General features: G+C 46.5%; 12 protein-coding genes. 1 reads left to right on the top strand and 11 read right to left on the bottom strand.

Translation table 11 applies throughout. The annotated features are described in order from the left end of the window. Nucleotides 1-310: 310 nt before the first annotated feature. Nucleotides 311-799: an acyltransferase gene (locus C4J92_RS08040; protein WP_124405778.1), complete on the top strand. Its 489-nt coding sequence runs from the start codon at nt 311-313 to the stop codon at nt 797-799. Nucleotides 800-911: 112 nt separating this feature from the next. On the opposite strand, the gene C4J92_RS08035 is transcribed toward C4J92_RS08040, so the two are convergent. The 11 genes from C4J92_RS08035 to C4J92_RS07985 all read right to left on the bottom strand — a co-directional run bounded on the left by C4J92_RS08035 (nt 912) and on the right by C4J92_RS07985 (nt 12,149). Then, nucleotides 912-2,909: a nucleoside-diphosphate sugar epimerase/dehydratase gene (locus C4J92_RS08035; RefSeq protein ID WP_164487520.1), complete on the bottom strand. Its 1,998-nt coding sequence runs from the start codon at nt 2,907-2,909 to the stop codon at nt 912-914. A 118-nt stretch (nt 2,910-3,027) separates the two neighbouring features. Then, complete coding sequence (locus tag C4J92_RS08030; protein WP_124403487.1) at nt 3,028-3,588, bottom strand: sugar transferase; 561 nt, start codon at nt 3,586-3,588, stop codon at nt 3,028-3,030. 28 nt (nt 3,589-3,616) lie between these two features. Then, nucleotides 3,617-4,735, bottom strand: coding sequence for an acyltransferase (locus C4J92_RS08025; RefSeq protein WP_218567083.1), 1,119 nt, complete (start codon nt 4,733-4,735; stop codon nt 3,617-3,619). Continuing rightward, complete coding sequence (locus C4J92_RS08020; RefSeq protein ID WP_124403485.1) at nt 4,716-5,726, bottom strand: NAD-dependent epimerase/dehydratase family protein; 1,011 nt, start codon at nt 5,724-5,726, stop codon at nt 4,716-4,718. Before C4J92_RS08020 ends, C4J92_RS08025 begins: the two co-directional genes overlap by 20 nt. A 2-nt stretch (nt 5,727-5,728) precedes the next feature. Continuing rightward, nucleotides 5,729-6,835, bottom strand: coding sequence for a DUF1972 domain-containing protein (locus C4J92_RS08015; protein WP_124403484.1), 1,107 nt, complete (start codon nt 6,833-6,835; stop codon nt 5,729-5,731). Then, complete coding sequence (locus C4J92_RS08010) at nt 6,825-7,919, bottom strand: glycosyltransferase family 4 protein (RefSeq protein ID WP_124403483.1); 1,095 nt, start codon at nt 7,917-7,919, stop codon at nt 6,825-6,827. The genes C4J92_RS08015 and C4J92_RS08010 overlap by 11 nt, the downstream gene beginning before the upstream one ends. A gap of 11 nt (nt 7,920-7,930) precedes the next feature. Continuing rightward, nucleotides 7,931-8,620, bottom strand: coding sequence for a DapH/DapD/GlmU-related protein (locus C4J92_RS08005; protein ID WP_124403482.1), 690 nt, complete (start codon nt 8,618-8,620; stop codon nt 7,931-7,933). Continuing rightward, the gene (locus tag C4J92_RS08000) at nt 8,614-9,495 is read right to left on the bottom strand and encodes a hypothetical protein (RefSeq protein ID WP_124403481.1); all 882 of its coding nucleotides are present in this window, start codon (nt 9,493-9,495) and stop codon (nt 8,614-8,616) included. The genes C4J92_RS08005 and C4J92_RS08000 overlap by 7 nt, the downstream gene beginning before the upstream one ends. Then, a complete protein-coding gene (locus C4J92_RS07995; protein ID WP_124403480.1) occupies nt 9,470-10,705 on the bottom strand; it encodes a hypothetical protein in 1,236 nt (411 codons plus the stop codon). Before C4J92_RS07995 ends, C4J92_RS08000 begins: the two co-directional genes overlap by 26 nt. After that, entirely contained in the window at nt 10,702-11,655 is a 954-nt protein-coding gene (locus C4J92_RS07990; protein WP_124403479.1) for a hypothetical protein, read from the bottom strand. The genes C4J92_RS07995 and C4J92_RS07990 overlap by 4 nt, the downstream gene beginning before the upstream one ends. Continuing rightward, the gene (locus tag C4J92_RS07985) at nt 11,652-12,149 is read right to left on the bottom strand and encodes a hypothetical protein (protein WP_124403478.1); all 498 of its coding nucleotides are present in this window, start codon (nt 12,147-12,149) and stop codon (nt 11,652-11,654) included. Before C4J92_RS07985 ends, C4J92_RS07990 begins: the two co-directional genes overlap by 4 nt. Between the last annotated feature and the right edge of the window lie 3 nt (nt 12,150-12,152).

Genomic DNA, 12,152 nt, shown 5'->3' with positions numbered 1-12,152 from the left:
TTCTAACTTAGGCGATGATTGGAGGGTGTCAAAAATGGGTGAGTAACAGCGTGTGTTTGACTGTTTTCTAAGATGCCAAGAAACCATTTACTGCCGAGCCTCAGCAAGGCCTTTCGCAGAAAAGGACCGCTTCAGAGGTGACCTATCGGCAGCGTAACCTCGCCGAAAATCTCATGGATCAGCATGTGGGCAATCTCGGTGCTGCGTAAGCACTAGCGGTGCACCAAACAAAAAGACATCGAAAAAAATGGAAATCGATTTCCTTTCCAAGAGACTATTACGCTTTGAGTCAAAAGCAGGTGGAGAAAAAATGAGCGATCCTAAAGACTACTTCGTGCACTCTCATGCATTGTGCGAATCAACAGACGTTGGCAAAGGCTCCAGAATCTGGGCATTCACACATATTTTGCCTAACGCAAAAATTGGAGCGGACTGCAATGTCTGCGACCATGTGTTCATCGAAAATGATGTGACCATTGGGGACCGCGTCACGATCAAATGCGGTGTGCAAATCTGGGACGGCATCACTATTTCTGACGACGTGTTTATTGGACCAAATGTTACCTTCACCAATGATATTTATCCCAGAAGCAAAGTCTATCCTGAAAGCTTCGACCGTACTGTTGTAGGCAGAGGCGCATCGTTAGGTGCCAACTGCACTATTTTGCCTGGGTTAGAGATTGGCGAAAATGCAATGGTAGGCGCAGGGGCGGTAGTCACTCGGTCAGTACCAGCGAACGCAACCGTCGTAGGTAACCCTGCCAAAATCGTGCGCATTCAAACCAAAAAAAACGTATAGAGACTTACTTAGCTATGCAAAAAAAGCCGGTCAAAGACCGGCTAATTATTTAGCTTCAAAAAAACACCTTAGAAGAGCTCTTGCATAAGCGCTGTTATGTATCGTTTTTGATTCAGGGTTCAAGACGACGTTGCTGATAAATCCAATCGACAATTTCACCGTCCGGTGTATAGCCGCTAACGGTGTCACGCAATAATTGGCGCACCCGATTATAGTCATCCTGTTCGACAGCCGTGAGCAACTCAGACAATTTAACCTTGAGCGCCTCCCACGGCAGATGATCCTCATTAGCACTCATGATCATCGGATGTTGTGTCGCAACGACGTTGTCACCAATCAACAACTCTTCATACAGTTTTTCTCCCGGTCTTAAACCGGAGAACTCGATGGCGATGTCTCCGTGAGGATTTTTGTCTGAGCGAACGCTCAAGCCGGATAGGTGAATCATCTTTTCAGCCAACTCAACGATCTTGACAGGTTCGCCCATATCCAATACGAACACATCGCCACCAAGCCCCATGGAACCAGCTTGTATGACCAGTTGAGCCGCTTCGGGAATGGTCATGAAATAGCGGGTAATTTTCGGGTGCGTAACCGTTATGGGCCCACCCGACTTAATCTGTTTGTGAAACAACGGAATCACTGAGCCGGAAGAGCCCAATACATTACCGAACCTCACCATGGTGAAGCGAGTTTTGTTCACTCGGGAGACATTCGACTTATCACCAAACAGCACGGGTGCAAGCTCACGGCTCAAGGCTTGAAGCGTCAACTCAGCAAGGCGCTTGGTACTGCCCATTACATTAGTTGGTCGCACAGCCTTATCTGTCGAGATCAGAACAAAATTCGACACGCCTGCCTGAAGTGCAGCCTGGGCGGTATTCAGCGTGCCAATAACATTATTCAACACGCCTTCTGCGATATTGTGTTCAACAATGGGTACGTGTTTATAAGCTGCGGCATGGTAAACCGTATCGATACGCCAGGTTTTCATTATATCAAGCAGCTTGGCTTGATCACGCACCGACCCCAATATCGGCAGCAACTTGACCGGCAACGAATTACGAGTAATGTGCTGCTCCAGTTCGGAAAAAATGCTGTAAAGATTGAACTCACCGTGCTCGAACAACAGCAGGGTCGTAGGTCTGAGCTCCAAGATCTGACGACACAATTCAGAACCGATTGACCCGCCCGCTCCCGTCACAAGAACGCTCTGCCCCTTAATACAGTGCTCGAGTAGCTCATCTTGTGCAGGCACCGAATCACGACCCAGCAAGTCGGCAATATCGACCTCTTGAATATCATCAACCTTGACCCGGCCACTGGCGAGGTCCATGAAACCGGGAACGCTGCGAACATGGAGTGGGAAGCCTTCCAGAAAGCCGAGAATCTCACGACGCCGCCCACGGCTCGAGGACGGAATGGCCAAGAGAATTTCCTGAGCTCCCGTTTCATCGATCATCCGCTGAATATGTTTGGGCTTATAGACTTGAAGCCCGGAAATGACACGATCCGAGATCGTGGTGTCGTCATCAATAAACGCCACTGGGCGCATGACGCGCCCCATTCGCAGCGCTGCAACCAATTGATTACCAGCAGCGCCGGCACCATAAATTGCCACCCGCGGAAGACCATCTTCACGGCTGGTAAAGGGCACATGCTGAGCAGCGGCAAACCAGTCACCCAAAAAATATTGGCGCATAGTCAAGCGTAAACCGCCCACCATGATCAAGCTCAACCACCAATAGTTGAAGATAATTGACCGAGGCACGACGTTTTGATGGTTGCTATACCAATATACGACTACACCCAGAATCAATGATGAAAGACTCACCGCTTTGATAATCGCTACAAGCGCGTCATTGCCAAAATAGCGCATGACAGCACGGTACATACCAAAGCGAATGAAAAGCGGAATAGCGACCACCGGCGCGGCTAAAAACAACCACAGATGCATTTTGACAGGGTTTATCATCTCGTCGATGCCGAGGCGAACAACAAACGCCATCCACAGCGCCAAGAATACCAAAACAACGTCCGCAACTACCTGTATCAGTCGTTTTTGGTGACGAGGCAATTTCAATAGCCAAGTGCGCAACCGGTTAATCATGATTCACCTACGGTCCTTGCGTTAGATCAAAATTCTTGTCGACCGCGCAATAAACGCAGAACAAAAAACACTGTATGCCGCCTGCCGGAACAAGCTATTCATTGACGTCTCCACCGCGTCAATGGGACACGCCATCTCGTTTGAGTACCTTCAAAGCTGTCAAAAACAGGATTTTCAGATCAAACAATAAACTCATATTTTTCGCGTAATAGGCATCATAGCCAACCTTAACGGGTATCGGCAACTCGTCTCGCCCATTTACCTGCGCCCAGCCTGTAAGGCCTGGCCGTATAAGGTGCACGCCTTGCTCAGTACGCAATGCAATAAGGTCTGCCTGGTTAAAAAGCGCTGGCCTGGGCCCGACGAAGCTCATGTCTCCAGCAATGATGCTCCACAACTGAGGCAACTCATCCAGACTGGACTTTCTTAGGAAATTTCCAATCGGCGTAAGATATTTAGCCGGGTCCTGAAGCAGATGCGTGGCCACTGCGGGGGTACCCGTGCGCATTGAGCGGAACTTTGGCATTTTGAACACGGTATTATTCACGCCCACACGGTCAGACCAATACAGGGCCGGACCTTTTGACGTCAATTTTACCGCAATGGTAACAAGCACAATCGGGATTAATAGTATGAGCAGTGCAAAGAGGCTCAACAAAAGATCAAAAAAACGTTTCATTTTTCAGCACCAACCTTAAAATTCATAATTATCTAGTTGAGAATTTAGTAAACATTTCCGAAAGCTTAGCGAGTAATTGAGAGAGTCTCCCGGCAATCGCTTTTTTACGCAAAATAAAAGGATTTTCAATAAAGTGCCAGGAAAGTACAGCGGGAATAAGCGCTATTGGTAAAGCCACCAAAATAAGAGTAACCGGCGATATGCCCTTCCAGAGGTGCGCCAAAATCTCTTGCGTTGGAAATGCATAGATATACAGGCCGTAAGAATAGTCGCCCAACCTATTAAACTGACGAGCAAACCATTGCGTATTGAACGCAATCCAGAACACCGAGTAACTCCAGGCCCCCACAAAAGCCTCAACAAAAACCGGTGACTTGTACAAGATAAACGTAACCAGCCAACACGCCGTTAAAATACGATAGTCCAGCCGAATATTGAACCTGTACGCGTAAAGCAACATGCCGACAACAAAAGCGAAACTCCACTGCACCCACATACGCGTCTGAAATCCGGGATGAATGCGCTCCCCCTCCATCAAAAATCTAAACGCAAAATAAAACAAAAAATAGCTTACAAAAAAAATCGACACCCGAGGCAAACTTTTCAAAAAGCCTACGACACCTAACGCCAAAACCAAAGCGTACAGTAAAACCTCATAATATAGCGTCCACAATGACCCGTTGATTCCTGGGTAAGGATTATCTTGAAATAAGCCCGGTAATTGAAATTGAATATTTTTCAATTTCAAATTAGTGGTCACATAACTATAGACCTCACTCGAAGAAAAGTAGTCGTCTAGGCTCAGAGCCGCAAACAATGGGCCCACAACAAATGCACTTAACACCAAAACGACCAACAGGGCCGGGTATAGTCTTAAAAATCTCGCGACGACGAAGTCAACCTTGCTCTTTGACCGCTGGTAACTCAGCGATATAAAAAATCCAGAAATGCAAAAAAAGGTAAATACACCTAGGCCGCCAAGCGAGATACCGAGCTGCGCCACTAGCGGCTCGACTTCAATCGCACCACGCGAAATCGGATACGCATGAGAAATCAGAACGAAAAGGGCTGCCACCATGCGGATAAAATTAAAATTATTATCCCTAGTGTTGAGCATCTCCGCCAAATTAACCATGAGAGGTGTCACTTCGTTTTTTCTGATAAGAGCGCGCTGTAATAGCAAAAGCTTCATCAGTGCTGACAGGAGGTGTCCAGCCTAAAAGCTCTCTCGTATCTGCAATATCGACTTGAAGCGATCCACACAGACGTTGGAAGAATTCTTTCTTCCCTACTATCGATGCAAACAGCCCCAAAAGGGATTGCGGAAATGAAAATATACGGGGCTGTTTGTTCATTGCCACAGCCAGCTTTTCTAGAATCTGCCCGATGGACAAGTCTTCCCCGTCACTAACCAAAAATACACGATTTGCTGCCTCGGGGTGATGAATGCACACGCGGATCAAATCGATCAAGTTGTCTATGAACACCAAGCTCCTGCGGTTATCAATCGTACGGAATGGCAGAGGCAGGCCTTTGTCAACAGTAGCTAACATCTTTTCAAAGTTTGCTTTTACACCGGGGCCGTATACCAAGACAGGTCTGATGATTACCACGTTCATCGCGGTTTGCTTTGCCAGCTCCATCAACGCCTGCTCCGCTTCCAGCTTAGATACGCCATAATCATCCAGCGGTGCTGGAGCATCCGAAGGCTTGAACGCACGATCTCTCTCGGTCTCCTCGCCATTGACCTTAACAGAGCTGACAAATATAAAACGCTTCACGCCGGCTTCCGCAGCTTGCCGGGCAAGGTTAAGCGTAGCGTCCACATTCACCTCCCGAAAGGCCTGCAGCGGATTGCTGTGGGTCTCGTTCATTATGTGGGCACGCCCAGCAGAGTAGATTATTACCTCTACTCCGTGTAGTGAGCCACTCCAGTTGTTGTCCCCAGACAACGACGAGATCACGCAGCTCTGAACGCCAGGCAGCGCAATTGCAGCGCTCTTGCGTGTCACGTTGACAACCGGATACCTAGCAGCAACCAGGGCCTCAAGCAGTGGGCGCCCAACAAAACCAGTACCACCGGTAAGAAGAATCTTCGGTAGTGGTGAAATGGGCGAGCTACTCAAACCATCGGACATAATCAAGCCCTATCAGACGACAGCAGTTGTTTGAATAGCTTATCGTACTGAGAAGACACACCTTCCCAACGATATCGACGCACCGCGACTTCATGCATTTTTTCACTCAAGGCAGCGCGCGCAGCCTCGTCGGCAAAAAGCATGGACGCATGGGCTATAAGTGACTCACTGGAATCGAAGAATCTGGCACTGTCTTCGGTAGAGGCACGATTGAATGAAACATCGAACGCGATGATAGGCAAGCTCAACCACATCGCCTCCACAAGAGAGGGATTGGTTCCACCAGCACTGTGGCCATGAATATAAATAGTGGCATTGCTGCGTAATGGGCTTAGTTCATCGCCGTCGTAAATAGGATCGAGCAGATGGAGGTTTTCCGCACCTGAGTACTTATCTTGGAGCGCCCTTCCATAATCACTCTGCTTCCAGTTCCCAACGATGACCAAAGCGAGTTCACTGGCGTGAAACGCTTCGACAATAATATGAATATTATTTTCAGGCTCAATCCTACAGACAGAAAACGCGTAAGGGCTACGTAAAAACGGATAGCGTCCTCGATCGGACTCAACGAGTGCGCGCGTCTTCGCCTGATCACCGCCATAGGCAATAAGAGTACTTTCTCGGCCGTATTCGCTGCGGACATAATCCTGAAGAACCTGGTTATCAGTCACCACTGCGTCAGAATACTTGACTGCCACAGCCTCTGAAAATTTCAAGAACTTCTTGGCCAAAGGTGACCATTTCGCACGCTTCCATTCATAACCGTCAATATTCACGACGATTTTCTTCTTTGTAAGCATTTTTATGAATGGAAGTGCAATGCAGCCGGAGACCCCAAGAATCAGGAGCACATCATTCTTGCGATAGGCATGCAGCATGCTGACAATGTCATAAGGAATACTTTGCACGCCGTTCGCTTTTAACGGAATGTAAATCAGATCGGCATTGCCATATTTTTTGGGTTGAGACGCATAGGATTTAGAACTGCAATATACCGAAATCCCGTAATCACGATTCAGATATGTAACCAGTTGCTCTGACAGCGTTTCCCACCCACCATACTGAGCTGGAAGACCGACTGTACCTATGACTGCAAATTTAAATCCCATCAAACACCCCAAGCACACCACTTTCAAATTTTTCACTTGAGAAACTAAGTGACTTTATCTTTGCTGCTGCAGACAGGCGATAACAGGTATCCGAGTCTTTTTGTAGATCTACCAGTCTTGCAGAAATTTCTTCGACCCTACTAGAGGTCATTAAATACCCCTCGCAGTCGTCGGACACGAGCTCAACGGGCCCACCTACCGGGGGCACAATGCACGGGATTCCAAATGAAAGCCCCTCAAGAATCGTCAAACCAAACGTCTCCACCCATTCATCCGGTTTTGAAAGACTCAGTAAAACACTCGCTCGCTGATAATAAGGCACAACATCAGCACAGCTAAAAATAACAGTCAGATTGTCGGGAATCGGAGTGCCCAAAAAAAATTCAGAAGCTTCAGCCTCCGTTGCACCAAGAACCAAATTAAACTTGAAGCTAGGATTCAAATTCAACGAGCGAGCAATATGTAAAAACTCATTGACGCCTTTGTAGGTTTTCAATGAGCAAATCATCAGCACACAAAACTGTCCATCCGTGAATGGATGATAAATATGACGGGCAGCGATTCGGCTCATTGCTTGCGGAATAGCATTATAAACAACTTGGCTCTCAACCTTGGAAAAGCCTTCGGTCCGCGCAAGAAAATGCGATACAAATATATTACTGCTTGAACATTTCTCAACTACCCAACGCAAAAAGGCCTTCAAAGGCCGCGGGCGAATGGACGTTTCGTGAATATGATAAAAAACCTTAATCCCCAAAAACTTGCCTGCCAGAGCCGCACCGAAAGGCAACAAGGTATTAACGTAAAAAATTACAGAGGATTTTCGATACTTCAGCAACTTAAAAAACAACAAAACCTGCGATAAAGTATAACTGATTAACGTCAGAAACTTATTATCAAAACGCTTGTAAAAATAGCGTCGTTGAACACAAGGCACAGACGAAAGAAAGCCGGAACTGCCTTTTCCTCCCAAAAACAACTCAGCGTCAAATCCTTTCTTCGATACAGCATCAATCACTTGGGAAAGAACCTTTGGGCTCCCACTGTAGTCATTGAGCAAATGAAAAAATATAATTTTTTTCACTACACATCCTTTTAGCAACGTTCTTTTATTCGTTTTGCAGGGACGCCCGCATAAATAGATTTAGCGGCATATCGCCCAGCCTTCAAAACGGCGCCAGCCGCGATTACACAACCATCCTCAACGAAGACACCATCCAGTATGGTCACCTTAGCGCCTATCCAGCAGTTACTACCAATCTGGATTCCCGAACTATTTACTCCTTGCAGACGAATAGGCGTTGCAGGGTCAGAAAAATTATGATTCTCCGAATGAAACGATACATAGTTACCAATAATCGTGTCATCGCCTATGGTAATACCGCCAGCACAGCCCAGAAAGCTGCCACTGCCGATACCGACATTATTACCAATCGAGAGCCCTTCGCCCAATTTGTTCAGGCTGCCCGTGCACTCAATAGTAACATTTTTCTTCAAAGAAACCCCTTGCCCAAAGGTAATGCCTTTGACCGCCAAGGCATCAATAAAGCATCCATCATCGACTACAAGTCCCTTCCCCCCAAAGATCAATGATCGAGCCTTCACGGTAACGCGCTTGCCTACCAAGATGACCGAGAGCCGCCTGAAGGTTAAGAAACCATTGACCATCATGAAAGCTCTAGACAAAACGAAGTCAAAGAGATAACCGTCAGGTATACGCTTATCAATTTTTATACCGCGCTTTCTGATTTTTAAAGAAAGAAATTCAACGAGCCCTATTAACATGATTTTTTCTCTGTAAAAGACGAAATATAGGAACGAAAAAAACCAGAATCCTTGTACGAAATACTCTTGCGCAATGCGGAAATTATCAAATAGCCTTCCATCACACCGCGAAAAAAATAACTTTTCCGTTCGAAAATCACTCGAAAACCACGAATCATTTCCTGAAAACGAAAGACCGCCCGCTCGGGACTGTCCGATGTGTGTTCAGACAGGTCATGTTGCAGTGCAGTATCAAGCACATAGAAGTGCGAATAATAAGACTCATACCTCACGAAGAACGCTGTATCCGTGGCATAAAATTTAAGCCGCTCATCAAAAAGCGGCGCCATCCGCGCATAACAAGCTTTTGTGAATATGACCCCACTGTTAATGGCCAACTTATCAAGCGAGGTGTTCATACCACTGTCGACCGTCGTTGACAGGCGGCCAAAAAACCAGAAACGCTTGCCTGGACTGACCAGTTTCTCTCCTGAGTAAATTTTCGGCAGCATTACACCAAATACATCAGGCGACGATTTTGCTTCAAACTCAACGGCACTGACAATCGCGCCAACATAATTGGGCGCTGAGTAATCAGTATCATCATCCGAAATCACAAAATGCGTGGCTCCTGCTTCAAAGGCCTGCGCAGCAACACGATTATAAATATGAGGCAGCCCGTCGTTATTTCCTTCCAACCACGTTAAGTTTTCTCTAACTAAAGAGGGCGAACACTGTGGAGTGTTATTCCACACAAACACATCAACCTTAATCCCTTTTTCTTGAAAACTCTTAACACACGCTAGCAAAGTTTTTATAGCGATCGAATCCTCATAATGACGCTTATAAAGAACAACCAAAACCGAGAGCTTAATTTGTGCGATATTTTGAGTCATACATCACCACTACTATAACCAGCGTAAAAAGATACAAAACAACACTATTGGTATAGGACTGAAAGAAGAAACTGCTCAGGAAAAACGGGTAGCTGATAACCAGATAGTCGGCAACGCCTGCCATAAAGGCGCTTCGTCCCATACGTAACTGTTGGGTGACCGTGACGATTTTTCCGTAAAACGCGATCAGCCCGATCATGACGGCGAGCCCTAGATAGCCAGCGGACGCGAGGAGATTCAACCAGAAGGAATCATACCAATGCGCCTGGCCCGGCCCGATAGCACCAAACCCCAGACCCAAAGGCATGGAGCTAAGCGATTCGAGTACCACATACCATTGCCTTATCCGATCAAGTGCGGACAAATCTTCGGTGTATCCTAACGCAAGATAGAGAAATATCGAGCAGGTAAAAAACAGAAAATAGCTATAGCCCAACACGCTAATGAATATTCTGCGCTTGAACAGTTGCAACACCGCTAGAAAGAACACGGCAGATATCATTCCGATAACAGCCGTACGGACGGAACCATAACAAATCAGCACCGCCGAAAACAAAGTCGCCAGAAGATAAGCTAGGAAGCTCAAATTATATTTCCGCTTCCTGACAGCCTGCACGAGCAGACAAACTGCGAATAGCGCAGTATTTAAAACAAATGCGTTGAATTCGAGGGTACCGGTAAAGAATCCTGACATCCGGGCGTTGCCTTCCCTCATGGAGTTGTACGCCTCTAATTCAAAACCTTTTTCTGCCAGTAAAGGCCAATACCAAAATTGTTCTGCATCACTGATGGTGAGATATTGATAAATGGCGTAACAACCAGAAATAAAAGTCATCATCACTAAGGTGGAAAATATTACACGAAGCTTTACTTCAAGTTTTAACTCCCGGCATACCGCATTTACCATCAATGCGAAAAGAACAGGCATCGCAAAAGAGCGAAACATCCGAAATGAGCTATCAGAAAGCTCTCCGCACATCAAATAAAAAGCGATAAAAAATGCGAACACCAGTAACTGCTCGTTATACTTCCGCGGTATCGAACGGAGCGTTCCGGCCTCAAACACCACGAGCAACACTGTCAGCAGGATATAGAGCAATACTATCCCTTCACGCCAAGCCCCAAAAACAGACGGCGCGTGGAACGTTAAGATAATGTAATCCGAGAGCATGAGCAGAATAATAAAGAAACGCAGCCCTAGCGCTCTCATACCTTATCCGACCCTGCGCCTTTTCCTGCTAAACTTTTGAGCCTCAAAAGCGCTAGCTTAATTAGCATCTTCGTCCTCTGCATGGCGCTCAACTCTCGCAATACAGCAAATAGAAAACGTTTATCGTAGCCGATCAACTTAGCGATCACCGCAGGTGGAACAGCTGACGTTATTTTCCCTGCTTGCTCATAAACGGCGATATCGCCTGTCCACGCTACATGCTGTTCCATTTCATTCGCACATAATATATTGTCATACAGGCATGCCAGGTAGCGCGACTTTACCGCGTCATAGCCATTTACTGCGTAAACTGATTCGATTACTAATTCATTGTTATCAGATTGAAGAATGCTCTCAATTAAATCATCTACACTCTTACTTTTAAGATTATCTGCAGGCGAATAGCCTTGTACCGGCGCACGGAGCCCCACACAGCGACGACCACTGACAAGTTGTTCGGCAAATGCAGTCCCCCCGGGTGTCGGATAGCTATCGACGTAAAAGTCAGCTTTCTCCAAAAGCTTTAAATAACTTGCATACGGCACGGACGACAAAATCTTAAAACGACGCCAATACTTGAGTTTTAGTGGCCACCACCAAATATTTGTATAAGGATTAGCTCCAACTATCCAGAATGTAGAGTTTTTAAACTCCGACAAAATCCTGTGAATTGTGGGCCGTGGATCATACCCTTTTACGGGTTTAAACTTAAACGGCGACGCTGCACTGAAGAAATGCAGTGCATCATTCTTTCCAGGCAGACGATGCTTTTTCGGGACTAGCTGTGTACTCAGCGGAATACCCAGAAAGGATTTTTCCCCTGATATGCTCTTCTTCTTATCCCGATGCATGCCAAATGTACTGATTTCGAAGTACACATCCGCCACCGTGCTGCCATAGGTGAATACATGATCAGCGTGGTTTACAAAGAAAATCTTAGCACCTGTCATTTTTTTATAATACGGCAGGCAATGATGGTGACCATGTCGTCAGGATGGATATGTAAAACCACCCTCTTATATGATTTCAAACACTCTATAATTTCAACTATTTTTTGCAGCGCTGTCCCGGGTTGTACGACCGTGCACTCATTAAAATAACTACGCGTACGCTCGACCGCCCTCTCATCACTTTGGCGGATCACCAGGAGGTCCGGCTTTTCCGAATGCATTGTAGAGAGCTGCTCCATCAACCGGGTATGACCTCCGATCAAAAAGGGCTCAGATACCAGATGAATGCAGTCCTTCAAAGCTACAGGGGCTTCGCCCTGTTGGACCTCGGTCATGCACCGCTCAGTTAATATATCCTCCAACTCGGGATCATCGTAAACGCCCTTATCAGCCGCCCAGAGTATAGCCCCGTAGATTTCAGCCAACTCGATACTCTTACTGATATCTTGTTGCGTTAAAATTAAATCGCGAATCGAGGATAACAAGCGGCTCATGGG

Source organism: Pseudomonas sp. R3-18-08 (assembly GCF_003852065.1).
In the GTDB taxonomy this organism is placed as follows: Bacteria; Pseudomonadota; Gammaproteobacteria; order Pseudomonadales; family Pseudomonadaceae; genus Aquipseudomonas.
The sequence above is the reverse complement of the archived record's forward strand: the minus strand, read 5'-3'. Positions and strand labels throughout refer to the sequence as shown.